The organism is Idiomarina abyssalis (genome assembly GCF_900116625.1).
Taxonomy (GTDB): domain Bacteria; phylum Pseudomonadota; class Gammaproteobacteria; order Enterobacterales; family Alteromonadaceae; genus Idiomarina; species Idiomarina abyssalis.
This window is the reverse complement of the sequence record NZ_FPBE01000008.1, coordinates 54,212-73,896: the sequence shown is the minus strand read 5'-3', so window position 1 is coordinate 73,896 and position 19,685 is coordinate 54,212. Positions and strand designations below refer to the sequence as shown.

General features: G+C 44.5%; 17 protein-coding genes. 16 read left to right on the top strand and 1 reads right to left on the bottom strand.

From position 1 onward, the window contains the following. Window positions 1-4 precede the first annotated feature (4 nt). Window positions 5-1,315, top strand: coding sequence for an APC family permease (locus BM359_RS12280; protein WP_054490585.1), 1,311 nt, complete (start codon window positions 5-7; stop codon window positions 1,313-1,315). 26 nt (window positions 1,316-1,341) lie between these two features. On the opposite strand, the gene BM359_RS12275 is transcribed toward BM359_RS12280, so the two are convergent. Then, the gene (locus BM359_RS12275) at window positions 1,342-2,088 is read right to left on the bottom strand and encodes a MauE/DoxX family redox-associated membrane protein (RefSeq protein ID WP_054490587.1); all 747 of its coding nucleotides are present in this window, start codon (window positions 2,086-2,088) and stop codon (window positions 1,342-1,344) included. Window positions 2,089-2,476: 388 nt separating this feature from the next. Here BM359_RS12275 and BM359_RS12270 point away from each other — a divergent pair, with 388 nt between their 5' ends. The 15 genes from BM359_RS12270 to BM359_RS13175 all read left to right on the top strand — a co-directional run bounded on the left by BM359_RS12270 (window position 2,477) and on the right by BM359_RS13175 (window position 19,674). Continuing rightward, window positions 2,477-5,182: a TonB-dependent receptor gene (locus tag BM359_RS12270; RefSeq protein ID WP_054490588.1), complete on the top strand. Its 2,706-nt coding sequence runs from the start codon at window positions 2,477-2,479 to the stop codon at window positions 5,180-5,182. 66 nt (window positions 5,183-5,248) lie between these two features. Then, window positions 5,249-5,980 carry a hypothetical protein gene (locus BM359_RS12265; protein WP_054490590.1) on the top strand — a complete coding sequence of 244 codons (732 nt, stop codon included), beginning with the start codon at window positions 5,249-5,251 and terminating at the stop codon, window positions 5,978-5,980. Between the two features lie 8 nt (window positions 5,981-5,988). Further along, a complete protein-coding gene (locus BM359_RS12260; protein ID WP_234972502.1) occupies window positions 5,989-7,623 on the top strand; it encodes a PepSY domain-containing protein in 1,635 nt (544 codons plus the stop codon). 159 nt (window positions 7,624-7,782) lie between these two features. Further along, window positions 7,783-8,112: a hypothetical protein gene (locus tag BM359_RS12255; protein ID WP_074930881.1), complete on the top strand. Its 330-nt coding sequence runs from the start codon at window positions 7,783-7,785 to the stop codon at window positions 8,110-8,112. Between the two features lie 170 nt (window positions 8,113-8,282). After that, window positions 8,283-9,572, top strand: a complete 1,290-nt coding sequence (locus BM359_RS12250) for a TolC family protein (protein WP_054490594.1) — start codon at window positions 8,283-8,285, stop codon at window positions 9,570-9,572. A 1-nt stretch (window position 9,573) separates the two neighbouring features. Further along, window positions 9,574-11,103 (top strand): efflux RND transporter periplasmic adaptor subunit, encoded by a 1,530-nt coding sequence (locus tag BM359_RS12245; protein ID WP_011234473.1) that lies wholly within the window; start codon window positions 9,574-9,576, stop codon window positions 11,101-11,103. Continuing rightward, entirely contained in the window at window positions 11,096-14,221 is a 3,126-nt protein-coding gene (locus BM359_RS12240) for an efflux RND transporter permease subunit (RefSeq protein ID WP_054490596.1), read from the top strand. Before BM359_RS12245 ends, BM359_RS12240 begins: the two co-directional genes overlap by 8 nt. Before the next feature lie 256 nt (window positions 14,222-14,477). Continuing rightward, window positions 14,478-14,816 (top strand): P-II family nitrogen regulator, encoded by a 339-nt coding sequence (locus BM359_RS12235; RefSeq protein WP_054490598.1) that lies wholly within the window; start codon window positions 14,478-14,480, stop codon window positions 14,814-14,816. A 57-nt stretch (window positions 14,817-14,873) separates the two neighbouring features. Beyond that, window positions 14,874-15,245 (top strand): cation transporter, encoded by a 372-nt coding sequence (locus tag BM359_RS12230; protein ID WP_011234471.1) that lies wholly within the window; start codon window positions 14,874-14,876, stop codon window positions 15,243-15,245. Window positions 15,246-15,272: 27 nt separating this feature from the next. Continuing rightward, window positions 15,273-15,731 (top strand): hypothetical protein, encoded by a 459-nt coding sequence (locus BM359_RS12225; protein WP_011234470.1) that lies wholly within the window; start codon window positions 15,273-15,275, stop codon window positions 15,729-15,731. A 79-nt stretch (window positions 15,732-15,810) separates the two neighbouring features. Then, a complete protein-coding gene (locus BM359_RS12220) occupies window positions 15,811-18,072 on the top strand; it encodes a heavy metal translocating P-type ATPase (RefSeq protein ID WP_054490601.1) in 2,262 nt (753 codons plus the stop codon). Between the two features lie 37 nt (window positions 18,073-18,109). Beyond that, the gene (locus BM359_RS12215; RefSeq protein WP_034818182.1) at window positions 18,110-18,463 is read left to right on the top strand and encodes a cupredoxin domain-containing protein; all 354 of its coding nucleotides are present in this window, start codon (window positions 18,110-18,112) and stop codon (window positions 18,461-18,463) included. A 214-nt stretch (window positions 18,464-18,677) separates the two neighbouring features. Further along, window positions 18,678-19,118, top strand: a complete 441-nt coding sequence (locus BM359_RS12210) for an EMC3/TMCO1 family protein (RefSeq protein ID WP_034818226.1) — start codon at window positions 18,678-18,680, stop codon at window positions 19,116-19,118. A gap of 103 nt (window positions 19,119-19,221) precedes the next feature. Continuing rightward, entirely contained in the window at window positions 19,222-19,488 is a 267-nt protein-coding gene (locus BM359_RS12205) for a DUF5676 family membrane protein (protein WP_034818180.1), read from the top strand. Window positions 19,489-19,533: 45 nt separating this feature from the next. Beyond that, on the top strand, window positions 19,534-19,674 hold the full coding sequence (locus BM359_RS13175; RefSeq protein WP_153849795.1) for a cupredoxin domain-containing protein: 141 nt from the start codon (window positions 19,534-19,536) through the stop codon (window positions 19,672-19,674). The last annotated feature ends 11 nt before the right edge of the window (window positions 19,675-19,685 follow it).

The following is a 19,685-nucleotide window of genomic DNA, read 5'->3' as shown; positions in this document are numbered from 1 at the left end:
GATTATGGCAGAACACGATCACGAACACGGACATCAGGGTTATCAGAAAGGAAGCCTTAGTCTTTGGGGGGCGGTGTCGCTGGGGACTGGTGTGATGATTGGCGCTGGTATTTTTGCACTGACCGGACAAGTTGCTCAGCTGGCAAGAGAGTGGTTTGTCCTGGCGTTTGTGTGCGGCGGTATCATTGCCGGCTTTAGCGCTTACTCTTACGTTAAGTTGGCGAAAGCCTATCCGTCAGCGGGCGGTATTGCGATGTTCCTCAGTAAAGCTTATGGAAAAGGAAGTGTGACGGCGATATTCGCACTCTTGATGTACTTTTCTATGGTGATTAATGAAAGTTTAGTCGCTCGGACATTTGCGTCTTATACCAGCCAGTTAATTTCTTTTGAAGCGCAGTGGCTTATCCCTTTGTTGGCGGTGGGTTTGCTGGTCTTTGCGTTTTTTATCAATATTTTGAGTAATCAGTTTATTCAAACGTTCTCGTTTTTTATGGCCTTTGTTAAGACTTTAGGGTTGGTCATTTTAGCGGCTGGTGGTTTGTGGGCCTCAGGCATTCAGTTTGAATCGATATCGGCTATTCCAGAAGAAGCTACGGGTGGCGGTATTTTAGCGGGGATTGCTTTAAGCATACTTGCGTACAAAGGGTTTACAACAATAACCAATAGTGGCGGTGAAATTGTTGAGCCTAAGAGAAATGTCGGGCGTGCCATTATTATTTCGCTGATTATCTGCGCGTTAATATACGTTCTGGTCACTCTGGCGGTTGGCTCGAGCCTGTCCATAGATGAGATTGTGAAAGCGAAAGACTACGCGCTTGCTGAAGCAGCCAGACCCGTCTATGGCGAGACCGGACTATGGGTGACGGTCGCTTTTGCAATTGTAGCAACGGTATCAGGAGTGATTGCCAGCGCGTTTGCCGTTTCAAGAATGTTAGCCATGTTGACCAATATGAAGCTTGTTCCACACAGTCATTTTGGCATGCCAGGTTCCATTCAGAAGCATACGCTGGTTTACACCATTGTTATGGCTATGATCTTAGCGGCATTCTTCGATTTGAGTCGAATTGCGTCACTGGGCGCTATTTTTTATATCGTGATGGACATTGCGATCCACTGGGGCGTATTACGGCATCTAAGGCAAAAGGTGAATGCCAATATTTACATACTTGTCAGCGCAATCACGCTAGACGTCATCGTTTTAGTCGCTTTTATATGGGTGAAATGGACGAGCGATCCGCTGGTGATTTGGGCGTCTCTTATCGGTATGGCATTGATTGCCGCTGGTGAGATTTTGTTTTTACGTAAAAAGCGTTAAGAAAAAGAGCGCATAGCGCTCTTTTTCTAGTTCATTGTAAAAAACATCCAGACAGCCATAGCGACCATCATGAGGTTTTCAGTGAGCGAAATGAAGCCTAACGGCACATTACTGGAGCCACCGACACAGGCACATTTTAGCTCGCGTTTGTCGACATAAACGGCTTTAAACACCGAGACAGAGCCCACCATGCCGATAAATAACGCGATAGGGATGGAAATGACGTGAGCAAATTCCGCAGCCATTAACAGACCCGCCAAGCCTTCGGCGTAGGGGTAAATACGGCCATAAGGCACCCATTTTTTGGCGAGAAGATCGTAATTGAGAAACATGGTAGAGAATTTCTCTACGTCCTGGAGTTTGAGCAAGGCCAGAACCACCATAGAGAAACTGATGAACCACTCGATGGTTTGTACGGTAAATACGCGACCAAAAGACAACCACGACGTGGCTACAGAGAGGAGTGCCGTCATAGTAAATAATGCAATAACGGGTCGGTAACTGGTTGCGTCAGGGTCAGGAAGAGGCTTTCCAAGAAAGGCTCGAACCTCCTCGTACCCACCGATACGTTTATCACCAATAAACACTTGTGGAGTGGTATCGACGTCGTGCTTTTCCTTGAATTTGTCGGTTTTTTGACGACTCTCTAACAGATTGTCGTCTACTTCGAAGCCATTGGCTTTAAGTAAGTGCCGGGTTTTTAGCCCAAAAGGGCACTGGTGATCAGGCGTTGACATTCTGTAAAGCGTAGCTTTTTGAGTTGACTGACTCATAGCCAAGTTCCTTACGTAAAAGTTATGTATTCATGTACGCATTATAGTCGGCAAGAGATTAAAAGCATCAATAATCAGAAGAGGGTAAAAATTCATTAAAAATGAAAAATTATTTTTATTTTGAAAAAAGTGGACAACTTTTTTTATTGCTTTTCTAGCTATCTTGAAGAGCTTATTTTAAAAGATTATTGATACATGAGGATAACTTAAAGTTGAATATACAACCTCTATAAGCTTTGCTATTAAAGGGTTTTTTATACAACTTTAATCGTTTTTAGCTTGACTAAAATCCTAAGGTTTCTATTCTGAAGGTTGTATAAACAACTTAGATGGCAGTACGAAGTCTAATCGGAAAGTACAATAATTATAATTTAATCGAGGTGACAAAATGCAAAAGTTACTTAAGTCTGCTGTCGCTATAGGCGTATCTGCGGCACTCTTCAATACAACAACAGTCTGGGCTCAGTCAGGGCCTGATAATACTCAAGCCGAAGACGTTGAGAAAATCACGGTGACCGGTTCGCGAATTCAGCGAATAGAAGCAGAAAGTGCTGCTCCTGTTCAGGTTTTTACGGCGGAAGATATTGAAGTATCGGGAATGACCTCGGTAGAAATGATTTTACAGAGAATGTCAGCCTCCGCTGGTTTTGCTGGCAGTCAGAGCAATGCTTATTGGACAGGTAATGGCTATGGTACCGCCCAAGTTAATTTGCGTGGACTGGGCATTAACCGAACACTTGTGCTTCTGAATGGCCGCCGTGTTGTAAATGGTGGGACCGGTGCTAATAGTTCAGTCGACTTAAATATGATACCTGTCGAAATGATCCAACGTATCGAAGTACTGAAAGACGGCGCTTCAGCGATATACGGTGCGGATGCTGTAGCAGGTGTGGTCAACATCATCACTCGTAAAAGTTATGACGGCTTTACTATAGAAGGGCGCTTGGGCTCGACAGATGACGGTGAGGGCCAAGATCGTAAAGTTAACATGATCTTTGGCGCCAGCAGCGACAAAGGTCGCATAATGGCGACTCTAGGCTACCGTTCTTCCGATGAGGTCAATATGGCTGATCAAGCCGGCTGTGCTTTGGGTGAATTAACACCAGGCCAACTGGATTGCTTCGGGAGCTCAAGTACCATTGGGGGTAGAGCAACCATATTGACGGGGCCAAATGCTGGCGAACGGATTAATTTCAGTCAAGATGCGGACGGTAACGGGGACTTTTATGAACCCTACAGCTCTGAAAAACACAACTTTGCATTTTTTCCTTACCTAAATTCGGTTAACCCAATTACAAACTGGAATTTCTCCGCTTTCGGGGATTATCAACTGTCGCCAGATACGACGGTATTTACTGAAGTTTTATACAACAATCGAACATCCGATCAATTAGCGACACCCGGAACATTAAGAGGTATTGAGTTTGATGCCAGCCACCCAACAAACCCAACGGGTGAAACAATTCGACTTGAAGGTCGTCGCTTATTAGAAGGTGGACCAAGAACGTTCTTTCAAGATGTTAATACGTTCAGAACGGTCGTCGGCATGAATGGTGTTATTGGCTCAGGTTGGAACTGGGAAGTTGCTTATAACTATGGCCGTAATACAGCCATTGACGGCATGACCAATATAGTCAACATGCAGCGTCTATCTGCGGGTTTAGATCCGAATACTTGTGGCTCCAACGGCATTCCTTGTATTGACTTGCTGGGGTACGGTGACCTGTCTCAAGAAGCTTTGGACTACATTATGTTTCGGACGACTGACAACGGTGGTAATGAGCAGCGTTCATTGACAGCAAATATTTCCGGAGACTTATTCGAAATGCCTTCTGGATGGGTTCCTGTCGCTTTTGGTGTTGAACACCGTAAAGAGAAAGGTTGGCGAAACCCGGACTCATCAATTGTCGCTGGTATTATGAATACTAACCAAGCAGATCCTATTGAGGGAAGCTATACGGTCGATGAGGTGTATGGTGAAACTTCGTTACCTTTATTAGCTGACTTACCGTTGGTTCAATCTTTAAACTTAGATTTAGCATACCGTTATAGTGACTATGACACCTTTGGTAGTGATGGGAACTACAAAGCGAGTGTTCACTGGCGTGTATCTGATGCGTTGAAAGTGCGTGCGACTCAGTCAACTGCTTTTCGGATCCCGAACATACCTGAACTCTTTGGTGGTGTTGCTGAAGGAAACCTGACAACAACGGATCCGTGTGACGGATGGGATCAAGCCGGTGCTAATCCAACTGTGGCGGCAAATTGCCAAGCAGATGGTGTCCCTGCAGGGTATGAACAATTTGGTGCAACCGTTCTTACCACTGTTGGCGGGAACCCTGATTTAAAACCGGAAGACGCAGATACTTTCACTGCTGGTTTCGTATGGGATATCGGCTCAGCGGACAATTTACAATTGACGGTTGATTACTACGATATTGATATTGAGAATGCTATCCAAAGAATTCCCGGTTCAACGAAGCTGTCTGTCTGCTATAACTCAGAAAATCTATCGCACCCATTTTGCAGTCCGGAGCATTTCACGAGAGATTCTTTAACTGGCGATATTAACTTTTTGTCTGCTCAACCCACCAATGCCGCAACTGAAAATGTGTCGGGTATTGATACGGCTTTGTTTTATAACACCGAGCTGCTGGGTTGGAAAAGTGACTTCAGTTGGAATGTCAGTTACCTAAATGAGTATACATTTGCGCCTTTCGTTGGTGCGGATGAAATTGAATATGCCGGGTACATTACTGGTGGCAGAGGAAGCTATACGCACTGGCGTTCAAACGCTTCGGGAACCTTTATGAAACAGGACTGGCGTGTACATTACTCCGTCCAGTACATTGGACCTGCCGATGACATTAATGCTGCTCCGGGAGATATTGGAGCCCGAGCCCCCAGTGTTTTCTATCATAACGTGCAGGGAACTTATTTCGTAAATTCAAAACTGAGCGTGACTGGCGGTGTTAATAACCTTTTTGACAAAGAACCGCCTTATATTCAAAGTTGGACGGACGCCAATACTGACACTATGACATATGACTTGTTAGGCCGTCAGTTATATCTGAAGGTACGTTACAGCTTTTAAAGACTAGACTGGCTGTCGCTTTTCCCTGGGAGCGGCAGCTTTTTTTTATTAAATTTGAGGTAGGGTATGACTCAAAAGAAACGCTCCAGTAGCTGGCGAGTTTGGCATCGTTGGCTATCTTTGATTTTTGGCCTGCAAATGGTTATTTGGACAATCAGTGGCGCTTACATGGTGTTCTTCGATTTGGATTATATTCATGGTGATCACTTAGTTCAGGATATAAGCCAGCCAATACCGAAAGGTGTTGAAATATCAAGCTTAAATGACCTGTTGAGCCGCTATCCAGAAACACGAAAAACGTCGTTAAAAAGCGTATGGCTGAATCAGAAGTTACAGCCGGTGTATAAAATAGAGAGTAACGAGGGAGCGTTTTTAGTTAATGCGGAGTCGCTGCAGCGTATTGATATAACCGAACAACACATTAAAGAGTTAGCGAATCAATATTACACGAAGGATCCCGACGCTATTGAATCGGTCGTTTACATGACTGATAACCCACCAACAGAAGTGAGTGGTGCTTTGTTACCGATTTGGCAGGTAAATTATAACGATTTCGGTAATACCAGTCTGTATTTATCTGAAACGACCGGGGAGCTTTTGATAAAGCGACATACGTTTTGGCGGGGGTTTGATATCGCCTGGATGTTACACATAATGGACTACGACGAGCGTGTGGATATCGAGACCTGGTGGTTAAAGGGCTTTATTATCGGTACGTTTATTTTAATGATAACGGGCACTGTCCTGCTTTTTTATACGATTACGTTTAAGAGAAAATCGACTGGGGGTGCTCAATGATAAGGTTTATGCAATGGCTTCATCGTTGGGTGAGTTTGGTTTTAGTGATTCAAGTCGCTTTGTGGCTAGTGAGTGGGTTATTTTTTAGCTTAACCGGACATCACGGAATGTCAGGCCACCAATATATGGTCTCAAAAAACTCTGAACCCCCACTTAAAAAAATAGCGCCTCAAATCGATGTTACTGAAATGCATCAACGATTCCCCTTAGCTCACTCCATTGAACTGGTCAGTGTTGCCGGGGTAGGTCAGTATCAGGTGTCTCTGCCAGATGGACGTTTGCTTTACTTCAACGCAGATACCGGTGAACGGTGGTCTACGGACCAAGCTTTGGCGACTCAGCTAGCGCTGAATAGCTACAATGGACCGGGCCAGGTTGAAAGGGTTGAAAGAGTCAAGGGAAGCGATGAAGTGAATGGCTGGAATGCCTCAGGATTCCGCATTGATATCGAGGATGATCTTAATACCCGAATATATATCGATGAAGCGTCATCCCGGGTTGTGGAACATCGTAATACGCCATGGACAATCGCTGACTGGGCGTTTCGTCTGCACTTTATGGATTACACGGGCGGTCGAAGTTTTAATCATCTATTGATATGGAGTGCTGGATTATTCGCTCTTTGGTTTTCATTATCCGGTTTAATTCTCTTAGGCCGAAATATTACTAACGGTGACTTTAATCCAAAACGTAAGAAAACGTGGCTAGAATATTTTCAGCAGAAAGGGCAACCAATTGCGAGTAATTGTGGCGGAGGCGGTACCTGTGGGTTATGTAAAGTGACACTGCAAGGCAGCAATATACCCAGCCCGAAAGCAGCTGATAAAGCGTTATTGAGCGCCAACGAATTAGAAGCAGGAACGCGCCTATCTTGTCAACACAGAACGTCATCCAATTATGACGTTAAGCTGCATAATGCCGGAGTCGATGATATTGCTTTAACACTTGATTCAAAGCGGCAACTTACTCCATCCATTATGGAGCTTACTTTTGTAAGTTCAGACCCCGTTAGTTATGAAGCCGGGCAATTTATGCAGTTCCGTATTCCACATATAAACGAAATATTGTCACGGCATTACTCGGTTGCTACGCGGCCTCACCCGACTCGGTTTGTATTTAACATAAGGCTGCTGCCATCGCCAAGCGAAGGGATTCCCCCAGGTATCGGTTCAAGCTACCTATGTAACCTAGAGGCTGGTGCGAGTGTCGATGCTGTAGGACCATTTGGTGACTTTCAGCTGACGAAACAAAATAATTACACGCAAGTCTTTATCGGAGGCGGCGCAGGTGTTGCACCGTTAAGAGCGTTAATACAAAGTGAATTAGCAGCAGGCTCTCCTCGTCGCTGTATCTTTTTTTACGGCGCACGATATGAAAAAGAGCTCTGTTATAGAAACGAGTTTGAAAGAGAAGAGCGGTTAACTTATATACCTGTTCTTTCTGAGAGCGCCAAGTCGGATGACTGGACTGGACCAACTGGCTTTGTGCACGAAACCGCAATGAAATGGTTGGCCGGCAAAAACAAAGAAACATTAGATATTTACGTGTGTGGTCCTCCGCCGATGCTAGAAGCAACGTTAAAGTCTCTTGCTGACTTTGGTATTCCGCGAGAACGCATAAAGTTCGATGACTTTGGTATTTAGACTTTAAAATCGCCTAAGTTAGTCGTAAATCTGGGTGGTGATATAGTAGTCGTATCGCCACCTGGATTGACTACCTCGTTATGGGTACTTCCTTTAATCGGTTGATCTTTATCAGACAAAGAGATATTATTTTAACATGTTTTTACAGCAGAACTTCGCATGTATCGTTTAATCATTGCTCTATTGCTATTGGCAGTAACAACAATGTCATTTTCACAAACTATCAGTACGGAAGAGGCATGTATGCACGATCCTACTGAGCAGGTTTCTGATCTTGCTGATTGCGAAGTGTCACATTCTCTTACCGATAACTGTAGCTCTGATTCAATGATGCGACATTGTTACAGCCCGTCGATTACTGTCGTTTATTCTGAGCAACCCACCGTTCCGCCTATTGAGAAGCTGGTTTTTAACGCTTCCTCATTCTTAGATACGAATATTAAAGAAAAGCATTCTCTCTCGCTTTTTCGCCCCCCAATCCACTCTTAAAAATACGAAATTTCTCGCTCCTGGCGCGTTTATCGTCCAGGTAAAAGCACAGCTATAAGCTTTGGTTCGGTCATTGTCGTTACGACGTCGTTCGTCGTCCTCGTTACGGTCCGACTCATAACTTGAGTCTGTGTTTAATTTAAAAATTCACAGTTTTTGAGAGTAACAATATGAAACTTTTAAGAAGAATGGCTTATTTAAGTGTTCTGACTGTAGTGGTGCCAAATGTCGTTAATGCACAAGAGCCGCTTTTGAATTTGCAAGAAGCAGTGAGTATCGCTGTACAAGAAGATCCTTGGTTAACGGCAAGTAAGCAAACCCAAGAGGCATTCGCGAGTGAAGCTATAGCCTCTTCCAGCTTACCTGACCCTAAAATATCGCTCACGGCTGCCAGTTTCCCTGTTGACAGTTTTAGTTCAAGACAGGAAGGGATGACCCAGTTAGTCGTCGGTGTTTCACAAGCATTTCCCAGAGGAGACACTTTATCGTTGTCTCGTAAGCAGAAAAACCAATTAGCTCAAAAACAACCGTTTTTGAGAGCGGATCGTATTGCAAAGGTCAAAACAACGGTCACGAAGTTGTGGTTAGATGTTTTTTTCTCTCAGCAAAGTATTCGCTTGATTGAATCGGATAGAGCGCTTTTTGAACAGTTAGTGTCAACCGCTAAGGCGAGTTATACCAGTACCGAGGGAAAAGCACGGCAGCAAGATGTTATTAGAGCCCAACTTGAGCTTACACGCCTGGATGATAGGTTGACGTCACTGCGACAAAAAGAGGAGCGACTTCAAAGCGAATTGTCGGAATGGATAGGTGTTATAGCGAAATCAAAGTTACCGGATGACGTTCCTAACCTTACGCTACAGGAGGCATTGAGTTCGCCTTCAACAATGCCTAAACAAGCCTTGTACGAATTGATAAAAGAACACCCGGTTTTGCAAGCGACCGATCAAGACATTTTGGCGTCGGAGACGTCTGTCGAGCTCGCTCAGCAAGGTTATAAACCGCAATGGTCAGCCAATCTGAAATATGGCCATAGAAACGACGATCCAAGCGGCAATGACCGTGCCAACTTGCTGTCAGCCGGGGTTACGTTCGATGTCCCTTTATTTACTGATAACAAACAGGATAAGCAGGTACGCTCAGCAAAGTTTAGAACGGAAGCGAAAAAAACTGAGAAGTTATTGGTTGCCAGGCAGTTAATAGCCAATTTACGCAGTACGTTTTTACAACTGAACCGTTTGAATGAACGTGCTGCCCTATATCACGAAGAGCTACTTCCACAAATGTCCGCCCAGTCTGAAGCCGCATTGACTGCCTACAACAATGATGATGGCGACTTTGCCGAGGCGGTACGGTCACAGATTGCGGAAGTCAACGCAAAAATTGATGCATTAGCGATCGCCATCAACCGCCAAAAGCTGATTGCCGAAGCAAACTACTTATTATTTTCAGGAGTTTAAAATGAAAACAGTCACTAAATCTCTTATAAGTTTAGCTGTAGGATTTGCGGTTGGCGCTGGCGCTATTGGCTACTTAATGCAGTCAACTGCGGGCTCCGCTGGTTCATCGGATAATGCCAAAAAAGAGCCGTTATATTGGGTGGCTCCGATGGATCCCAATTATCGCAGAGACAAGCCTGGAAAGTCTCCAATGGGGATGGACCTTATTCCGTTCTATGGCGATGATGGGGGAGAGAGTTCACCAGGTACTGTGAGAATCGATCCCGATGTTATTAACAACCTTGGGGTTACAACTGCAACCGTCACGTCCTCGAGACTCAACCTGGATATCGAAACAGTTGGCTATGTTCAGTTTGATGAGAACCGAGTATTAACAGTAAGCCCTCGTGTTGAAGGCTGGATTGAAAACCTTTTTGTAAAAGCGGTCGGTAACTCGGTTAAAGCAGGCCAACCTTTATACAGTATTTACTCCCCGGAAATGGTTAATGCTCAAGAGGAGCTTGTACTGGCCTCGCAGCGAGGTAATCAGGTTCTAATAGACGCTGCTGAAGAACGCTTAAGAGCCCTGCAAGTCTCTGAATCTGAGATTAAGAAGTTAAAAGAGACTCATAAAATTCAGAAAACAATTACGGTAAAAGCAAAGCAGTCAGGGGTATTGGATAAACTGACTGTGCGTGAAGGTGCGTTTGTAAAGCCGAGTATGAATTTAATGACGATCGCCCAACTGGATAAAATATGGGTTATTGCAGAAGTCTTTGAGCGGCAACTGAACCAAGTTGAGGTAGGTAATAAAGTTCAAATGGATCTTGAGTATGCTCCGGGTAAAGACTGGGAAGGAAAGGTTGATTATGTCTATCCGTCACTTAACCCTAAAACTCGGACGGGACAAGTTCGAATTCACTTCAATAACCCTGACGCTTTTTTGAAGCCGGGCATGTTTGCGAATCTTAATATTAATGCTGGTTTAGGCGACGAAAGCTTAATCATCCCCAAAGAAGCGCTGATTCGAATGGGTGGTTCGAACCGAGTTGTACTGGCACTGGGTGATGGGAAATTTAAATCAGTTAATGTTGACGTTGGGCGGTTAGGTAGCTCGCGAGTTGAGATTTTATCGGGTCTTATGGCAGGTGATGAAATTGTTACATCGGCTCAGTTCTTAATTGACTCTGAGTCCAGTAAGTCTTCCGACTTTAAACGTATGAACCACGACTCTAACACTGATAGCGAGAGCCACGACACTATGTTAAATGAAGCTGTATCAGTCGAAGCTGTCTGGGTCGAAGCAACAGTTAAAAGTGTTATGCCTCAACATTCGATGGTTACGCTGAATCACGGTGAGATTCCTGAATGGGACTGGCCTGCAATGACGATGGACTTCGATGTTGCTTCGGATGTTGAACTTTCTCAGCTTAGCACGGGGTTATCCTTGCATGCGGAAATAACGCAAGTCGGGAAGCAACAGTACCAGCTCACATCGATTCATATTCCTGAGCAAAAACAAGTGACAGAGCAGGAGCATAACCATGATTAAGTCAGTCATTCGATGGTCAGTGAATAACCGTTTTTTCGTTCTTCTGGCGACATTAATCCTCGTGGGTGTTGGTGCTTTTGCGGTTAAGAATACGCCCGTAGACGCACTGCCGGACTTGTCGGATGTCCAGGTGATCATTAAAACCAGCTATCCGGGTCAAGCGCCGCAGGTGGTAGAAGATCAAGTAACCTATCCATTAACAACCGCTATGCTGTCTGTCCCCGGCGCTAAAACCGTCCGTGGATATTCGTTTTTCGGCGACTCCTATGTGTATGTCATTTTTGACGAAGATACAGACGCTTACTGGGCGCGTTCGCGAGTACTGGAATATTTGTCTCAGGTTGCTCCGACACTGCCTTCTAATGCAAGACCGCAATTAGGCCCTGATGCAACAGGGGTTGGTTGGGTGTATTTGTATGCCTTGGTTGATCGTACGGGTAACCACAATTTGAGTGAGTTACGCAGTATGCAGGATTGGTTTTTAAAGTATGAACTGCAAACGGTCGAGGGGGTTTCGGAAGTTGCCGCCCTCGGCGGGATGGTAAAGCAGTACCAGGTGAAAGTGGATCCGGAGAAGCTGCGCGCATTCGATATTCCTCTTGCTCACATACAAAATGCTATCCAGCGAGGTAATCAGGAAGTGGGGGCGTCGGTGGTTGAAATGGCGGAAGCTGAGTATATGGTCCGGGCCTCAGGCTATATTGATGGTGTGTCAGACTTAGAGAGTATCCCGCTTGGCGTTGATGAAAATGGCACGCCATTATTGCTTAAAGACGTTGCTGATGTGGGTGTGGGCCCCCAAATGAGACGCGGTATCGCCGAACTCAACGGTGAGGGAGAAGCCGTGGGTGGTATTGTGGTAATGCGTTTCGGAGAAAATGCCCAAAAAACGATTGATGGCGTTAAACAAAAGTTGGAAGAATTAAAGTCTGGGCTACCAGAAGGTGTCGATATAGTCACTGTCTATGATCGTTCGGGGCTTATCTCGGATGCCGTGGAAAGTCTCTGGAAAAGTTTAATAGAAGAACTCGCTATTGTCGCGTTTATCTGTGTGATATTTCTCTTCCATGTCCGCTCCTCGCTGGTTGCCGTTATCAGCTTGCCTTTGGGTATTTTAACCGCGTTTATTGTCATGTATTGGCAAGGAATTAACGCGAATATTATGTCACTTGGAGGGATCGCAATCGCTATTGGCGCTATGCTCGATGGTGCCATCGTCATGATTGAAAATATGCATAAGCATATGGAAAAAACGCCACTGACAGCAGAGAACCGCTGGCGGGTGGTTGCCGCCTCTGCTTCAGAGGTGGGCCCTGCTCTTTTCTTTAGCTTGCTCATTATTACCGTCAGCTTTATGCCGGTATTTACCTTAGAAGCCCAGGAAGGGCGGATGTTTTCTCCGCTTGCTTTCACGAAAACTTACGCAATGGCAGCCAGTGCAGCCTTAGCGGTTACCGTTATCCCCGTGTTGATGGGATATTTTATCAGAGGAAAGGTAACACCTGAGGGGAAAAACCCGCTTAATCGGTTATTGATCGCCGGGTATAAACCGCTTTTAAAAGGCATTTTGAAATACCCCAAGACAGCAGTTGTCGGAGCGCTTGTTATCCTGGCTGTTGGTGTCTGGCCGATTGACAAAATTGGTAGTGAATTTATTCCAGATTTGGATGAGGGCGATTTGATGTATATGCCCACTACCTATCCCGGATTATCAATTGGTAAAGCAAGGGAGCTGTTGCAGCAAACCGACAAGCTCATAAAAACGGTACCGGAAGTGAAGACGGTTTTTGGCAAAATTGGTCGAGCGGATACCGCCACTGATCCGGCACCCCTAACGATGATTGAAACCTTTATTCAACTGAAACCGAAAGATCAGTGGAGAGACGGTATGACCACTGAGAAGTTGAAAAAAGAACTGGATGCGCTTGTAAAGTTTCCGGGGCTGACCAATGCGTGGGTTTACCCCATTAAAACTCGCATTGATATGCTATCGACAGGTATCAAAACGCCGGTAGGTATAAAAGTTGCCGGAGCCGATCTTAATGAAATTCAGACGATAGGGCAGCAGCTTGAAACGATACTTGAAGATGTAGATGGTACGGCTTCTGTTTATTCAGAACGTGTGGCAGGTGGGCGCTATGTCAAAGTTGACATAAAAAGAGAGCAAGCTGCACGTTACGGTTTGAACATTGAGGATGTTCAACAGGTTGTTGCCACGGCTATTGGTGGAATGAATGTTTCAGAGACCATTGAAGGGCTTGAACGTTACCCAATAAACTTGCGCTACCCTCAAGATTACCGTGATTCGCCGGAAGAATTAAAGAAGCTACCTTTAGTTACGCCAAACGGGCAGCGTATTAGTTTGGCGGATGTGGCTGATGTCTACGTTGAACTTGGACCGCCGGCAATTAAAAGCGAAAACGCAAGACTTAATGGCTGGACTTTTGTCGACATTGAGGGAGTTGATGTCGGCACTTATGTTGAAAAAGCAATGAAGGTTGTAGAACAAGAACTCGAGTTGCCAGCAGGGTATTCAGTTACCTGGTCCGGGCAGTACGAATATATGGAAAGGGCAAAGGAAAAACTGACTTACGTGATTCCGTTAACGCTCGCGATTATTATCGTTCTTTTATATATGAACTTTCGAAACGCTACAGAAATAGCCATTATATTGGGAACTTTGCCTCTCGCATTGGTGGGGTCAATCTGGCTAATGTATCTTTTAGATTATAATTTCTCAGTTGCTGTAGCGGTTGGTTTTATAGCACTAGCGGGGGTTACCGTAGAAATAGGGATATTAATGCTGACTTATCTTAATCAGTCCTATAACGAATACGAACAACGCCAACTAGAGCAAGGTAAAGCTTTGACTAAAGACGGTGTTTCTCGCGCTGTAATGGAAGGGGCTGGGCTTCGTGTTCGTCCTGTCATGATGACGGCGGTTTCTACAATTGCTGGTCTATTGCCTATAATGTTTAGTACAGGGACTGGGGCTGAGGTGGTTAGTAGAATAGCGGCGCCAATGGTTGGAGGAATGATCAGCGCTGTTATCTTAACCTTGCTCGTATTACCTGCTGTTTACTATTTGTGGCGAAAGAAAGACGTTAAGGTTAGATGATACCTTACTCTGTAAATATCACCTGCGCACCTTTGATCTCGATCAATGATGTGCAGGTGGTAGTATGCTAATTCATAGCATGGCAATAGGAGCGCACATATGTTTCAAGCAAAATTTTTAGTTGTGCTTATGTTAGGAATAGTGATACAGCTATCCTTCCCAGCCGCTCCTGCTTATAACAATGCTTCCAATGTACAGCACGAAAAAAGTGTTAGCCATCCATAAGCTATATGCTTTAGGGCTTTTAGGGGGGTATATGAACCTATCTAAAATTACCGCTATTTTTGATCAACTTCGACAAGACTCAGTGGAAGAGGCTCTCATCGGCCGTGGCGTTAGCGGCTTTACGCTGTTTCCTGTGCGAGGACGGGGTTACTACTTCGATAGCTATAACGATGATCACTTAGTTGATCACGTACAGCTTGAAGTTTATGTGAACAGTGATGACGCGCGTGACGTTGCGTTTTTGGTAGTTGAAGCGGCCCATACCGGGGTATCTAACGAGGGCTTAGTCTGTATCTCGCCAATAGATGAATTGCTTTGGGTTCACGACAAACGAGCAGCGACTGATAAAGAACTCTCGTTACAAAGTTAACACCGAGCAAATGTTGCCTGAAACGTATTGGTAGTTTTAATTAACAGGACAGTATTGATGTCAAATAACGATCATAGAGCAGGAGTGCGGGGAATTAACTTAGTAAACCGCACTTTAAAGCTAAACGCAGAGAGTGTGAAAGAAGTTCGCAAAGCTATCAAAGAAATTGACTTGTTGGTTGGTCTCGATAGCGTTGCCTATGACTCTGAGCGTAACTTGTTATTGGTAGCTTATGATGCCTCTAAAGTGGATCTCAATGTTATAGAGGAAAAGCTCAGGAAGTTTGGTGTTGAAATAAATAGTGGGTGGTGGACTCATCTGAAAGAAGAGTACTACAAGTTTATTGACCAAAATATTAAAGATAATTCGGAACATACACCGTGGAGTTGTCATAGAAGTCCGCCAGTTAACAAAAGCAAACGAAAGTAACAATTAATTATAGGTAAGGAGTAAAAAATGCAAATAGAAACAATCAAAGATGTGCTGAGTTGGACCGTTGATTTCCACAAAAACCTGAAGGAGTGTGTTACTCACTGCTCTAAACAAAACCAAGATGAACGAGCTCGGATGATTCTAAACTACGTGTCGGGTCATGAGGCTAGCTTAGAGCGAATGGTCGAAGGTTTTTTGAGTACAGCAAACCGAAATGCATTAGACACTTGGTGTTATGACTATATTGGGAAACATCCCATCGTTGAGCATGGACACTGTGATTCGCCTTTTAAAGAGTTAGATACTGATCACATTATGGAGAACATTGTAAACCATCATGAGCAAGTCATTGAGTTGTATGAACACCTATATTCCCGTGTTGATATAGACAGCGCAAAAGAGCTGTTAGAAACAGTAAAAAACGTTGAAGAAAATGAAATTAAACGAATGGTGCAAACTGCGAATCGATTTTCGGATATGTAGTTAGTGAAAATTTTATCGTTGGTACTTTGTGGGAAAGAGCCCTGATTTGGTTAATTTTCCATAAATAAGGAGCACTTGTATGGGTGTGAAAACTGAGGACGTTAGTAGTAGTTCCATTGAGGAACTCATTATCGAGGGAGCCGGTTGCGCGAGTTGTGTTGGCAAAATCGAGAGTGCACTAAAGTCTGTATCCGGTGTGGAAAATGCAGAGATGAACTTTGCGCAGCGAACAGTCAGTGTGACAGGAACAGCAAGTCCGAGCGCTTTAGTGAAAGCGGTAGAGAAGGCGGGGTATAGCGCTAAAGTAGCCACTTCCCAAAGTGGCGATGATGCGTTGGCAGAAAAAGAGCAAGCCGACTGGGCTTACTATAAGCGACTGATGCGTGAGATGACCGTCGCGCTGTCGTTAGGTGTACCCCTAATGATTTATAGCCTTTTTGTTGGTGAAATGACGGTTACCACTACCTCAGAACGTGTGACATGGTTAGTCGTAGGTATTCTAACGTTAGGTGTACTTTATTTCTCTGGCAAACACTTCTTTGTTGGTGCCTGGCAATCCCTGAAAAATCATTCCGCTAATATGGATACGCTGATCGCGCTTGGTACTGGTACAGCCTGGTTGTATTCTATGGTGGTTGTAATCGTTCCACACCTGGTTCCGGAAATGGCGCGTCACGTTTACTTTGAAGCGACTGCGATGATTATCGGTTTGATCAATCTGGGGTTGGCACTTGAACTGAAAGCTCGTGGGCGCACGTCCGAAGCCATAAAGCGTCTCATTGGTTTGCAGGCCAAAACAGCTAGGGTGATTCGTGACGATAAACAATTGGATATCGCCATCGAAAAAGTACTTCAGGGCGATTTAGTGCGTGTCCGTCCGGGAGAAAAAATTCCCGTAGATGGGGAGGTAACCGAGGGAAATACCACCGTTGACGAATCTATGTTAACGGGTGAACCCATGCCAGTGGAAAAAGCTGCTGGTGATAAAATCGTGGCTGGAACTATAAATAAGAGCGGCTCCTTTTTGTTTCAAGCGACGAGAGTTGGTAAAGATACAGCACTTGCTCAAATTATTAACATGGTGAAACGGGCGCAAAACTCTAAGCCCCCAATCGGTCGTCTTGCCGATATTATTTCAGCTTACTTTGTGCCAGTCGTTATGATTATCGCTGTTATCAGTGCTCTAGCTTGGCTTAACTTTGGGCCTGAGCCGGCACTGGCCTTTGCTGTGGTATCAGCGACCACTGTCTTGATTATTGCTTGCCCTTGCGCATTAGGCCTGGCGACGCCTATGTCGGTAATGGTGGGTGTAGGAAAAGCCGCAGAGGCAGGTGTGCTGATTCGCAATGGCGAAGCATTGCAAACAGCGTCGAAAGTATCGGCTATGATCCTGGATAAAACGGGCACCATTACACTTGGTTCTCCTAAAGTCACCGACGTATTAGTAGCGAGTGAGTACGATGAGCAAACCGTACTGCAACTTGCAGCGACACTTGAGTCTGGCTCTGAACATCCGCTAGCACAGGCGATAGTTGAGTCAGCCAGGGAAAGAGGGATTAAGACAAGTAAGGTCTCGAACTTCAACGCCATCGCTGGTCATGGCGTGGAGGCAGAAGTTGACGGGAAGTCCCTCCTTTTCGGTAATGAAAAGCTGTTGCGTGAACGTCAAGTTGAGCTCGGTAACTTTGTTGAAAAAGCCCAAGGCTTAGCTGCTGAAGCTAAGACGCCTATGTACTTTGCCGTTGATAATGAGTTAGCTGCAATTATTGCAGTTGCCGACCCGATAAAAGACGACTCCGTAGCCGCCATTAAACGTTTGCAAGATAACGGTGTGCGAGTAGTGATGCTTACTGGTGATAATCGCGCGACAGCAGAAGCAGTTGCTGAAAAAGTAGGAATTAAAGAATTTTTCGCTGAAGTTCTGCCGGAAGAAAAATCAAAAAAGGTTCAGGAGCTGCAGATGGAAGGCGAAATCGTTGGCATGACGGGAGATGGTATTAATGATGCGCCAGCACTAGCTATTGCCAATGTAGGCTTCGCGATTGGCACGGGAACGGACGTCGCTATTGAAAGTGCTGATATTACATTGATGCGCGGGTCGTTGCACGGGCTTGCCGATGCGGTCGCGGTGAGCAAGGCCACACTGAGCAACATTAAACAAAACTTATTTGGTGCTTTTATTTACAACGTAGCAGGTATTCCTTTTGCCGCAGGCGTTCTGTATCCATTTTTTGGAATGCTGTTGAGTCCGGTTATTGCAGGTGCAGCAATGGCTTTTTCTTCGCTTACGGTAGTGAGCAACGCTAACCGGTTACGCTTTTTCAAAGCCAAGAAACATTAATGCACCTTTTAACATTGGCGCATTCAGGAGAATAAATATGTTATTTATTAATATTGCTGGTATCGCTCTGATCGCACTGATCGTCTGGTGGTTTTGGCTTTACACGCCCAAGCAGATGAAGCTGGGAGAAGGTGATTGGGTGATTGCCGTCGAAAACGGCACCTACTCGCCTTCGAGAATAAACGTACCTGAAGGTAAGCCGGTTGAACTCAGGTTTCTGCGGAAGGATCAATCGCCTTGCTCTGAAACTCTGCTTATCCCTGACCTGGAAATCAGTGAAACGTTGCCTTTTAACAAATTAAAGCCAATTCAAATACCAGCACTGGAACCCGGAGAGTATGACTTTCATTGCCAGATGCAAATGTATCGGGGAAAGCTAGTTGTCGGTTAAATGGCTTAAAACGTCCAGGTCACAATATGAGCTTTAAAAGTTTCCCGTTAGATTCGATGAAATTCAATTTCATCGAAGGCATTGAAGGATTCGGCAATAAATATCGCCGTTATATGAGGTCTACGTCAGCGTGGGCTCCAAGATTTAACGATAGTGAAACAAAGTAAAATTAATGAGACCAATACAATTTGGTCATAGTCAAGAGGGTAATAAAATGAAAAAAGTACTTTCAGCTTTAACTATCACAGCTTTAATGGCCTCTCCTGTCTTTGCTGATGCACAGCATAAACATGGTGATGATAAAACAGGTTCAATGAGTGGAATGATGCATCATGAAAAAATGACATCAATGAATGAGCACATGCAAGAAATGCGCGAAGCTATGGAAAAAATAAAAAGCGAATCCGATCCCAAGAAACGTAAAAAACTAATGGAAGAACACATGAAGTCAATGCAGAAGGGAATGCAAATGATGAACCATGGGATGGATAAAGGCATGAACAAAGGAGAACATAAAAAGGGAGACAAAGCAGAGCAAATGGGCAAAGAGAATATGATGAATAAAATGAAAATGATGGAGCATAGAATGGATATGATGCAAATGATGATGGAGCAGATGATGGAACATCAGAGTGAAGAAAAAAAGGAAATGTAGTAGAGATTAAGCTCTCCGTTGGAAATGCCGCTACTTGCAGTGTGCAAGTAGCGGTACTTTTTCAATATATCTAATTTACAACGGTATTTTTAAGGAGGAAGTTATGAAACTTAATGCAAAGAAATTTGGCTTAGCAGCTGGCGGTGCTTTCGCAGTTTTATGGGGAGTTTGTAGCTTGCTAGTGCTTATTATGCCCTCTAGCATGATGGCTTTAACAGAAGGCATGGTTCACGGAAAACTCTCTGGTTTCGAGTGGCATTTGAGTTTTAGTGGATTTGTTACGGGATTATTCGGGTGGTCCTTGGGAGCTATGATTACTGGCTGGCTAATTGTAACGTTATATAATAAACAAATGAAAACGGCTAAATGAGATTGTTGTCAAACTGGAAGCCTTTAAATCTGTTGCTCTGAAACTTTGCTTATTCCTGATCTGGGGATCAGCGATACTTTACCGACCAATAAGTTAAAGTTGATCGAATTGCCAGTATTAAAGACCGGAGAATACGATTTTCATTGTCAGATGCAAAGGTATCTAGGAAAACTTATTGTCAAATAAGTGAGACAAAT

Excerpts from the sequence above, each read along its gene's own strand:
- BM359_RS12245 (WP_011234473.1), top strand. The coding sequence starts at position 9,574 with ATGAAAACAGTCACTAAATCTCTTATAAGTTTAGCTGTAGGATTTGCG.
- BM359_RS12265 (WP_054490590.1), top strand. The coding sequence starts at position 5,249 with ATGACTCAAAAGAAACGCTCCAGTAGCTGGCGAGTTTGGCATCGTTGG.
- BM359_RS12225 (WP_011234470.1), top strand. The coding sequence starts at position 15,273 with ATGCAAATAGAAACAATCAAAGATGTGCTGAGTTGGACCGTTGATTTC.
- BM359_RS12255 (WP_074930881.1), top strand. The coding sequence starts at position 7,783 with ATGTATCGTTTAATCATTGCTCTATTGCTATTGGCAGTAACAACAATG.
- BM359_RS12220 (WP_054490601.1), top strand. The coding sequence starts at position 15,811 with ATGGGTGTGAAAACTGAGGACGTTAGTAGTAGTTCCATTGAGGAACTC.
- BM359_RS12215 (WP_034818182.1), top strand. The coding sequence starts at position 18,110 with ATGTTATTTATTAATATTGCTGGTATCGCTCTGATCGCACTGATCGTC.
- BM359_RS12230 (WP_011234471.1), top strand. The coding sequence starts at position 14,874 with ATGTCAAATAACGATCATAGAGCAGGAGTGCGGGGAATTAACTTAGTA.
- BM359_RS12205 (WP_034818180.1), top strand. The coding sequence starts at position 19,222 with ATGAAACTTAATGCAAAGAAATTTGGCTTAGCAGCTGGCGGTGCTTTC.
- BM359_RS12260 (WP_234972502.1), top strand. The coding sequence starts at position 5,989 with ATGCAATGGCTTCATCGTTGGGTGAGTTTGGTTTTAGTGATTCAAGTC.
- BM359_RS12240 (WP_054490596.1), top strand. The coding sequence starts at position 11,096 with ATGATTAAGTCAGTCATTCGATGGTCAGTGAATAACCGTTTTTTCGTT.
- BM359_RS12235 (WP_054490598.1), top strand. The coding sequence starts at position 14,478 with ATGAACCTATCTAAAATTACCGCTATTTTTGATCAACTTCGACAAGAC.
- BM359_RS12280 (WP_054490585.1), top strand. The coding sequence starts at position 5 with ATGGCAGAACACGATCACGAACACGGACATCAGGGTTATCAGAAAGGA.
- BM359_RS12210 (WP_034818226.1), top strand. The coding sequence starts at position 18,678 with ATGAAAAAAGTACTTTCAGCTTTAACTATCACAGCTTTAATGGCCTCT.
- BM359_RS12270 (WP_054490588.1), top strand. The coding sequence starts at position 2,477 with ATGCAAAAGTTACTTAAGTCTGCTGTCGCTATAGGCGTATCTGCGGCA.
- BM359_RS12275 (WP_054490587.1), bottom strand. The coding sequence starts at position 2,088 with ATGAGTCAGTCAACTCAAAAAGCTACGCTTTACAGAATGTCAACGCCT.
- BM359_RS12250 (WP_054490594.1), top strand. The coding sequence starts at position 8,283 with ATGAAACTTTTAAGAAGAATGGCTTATTTAAGTGTTCTGACTGTAGTG.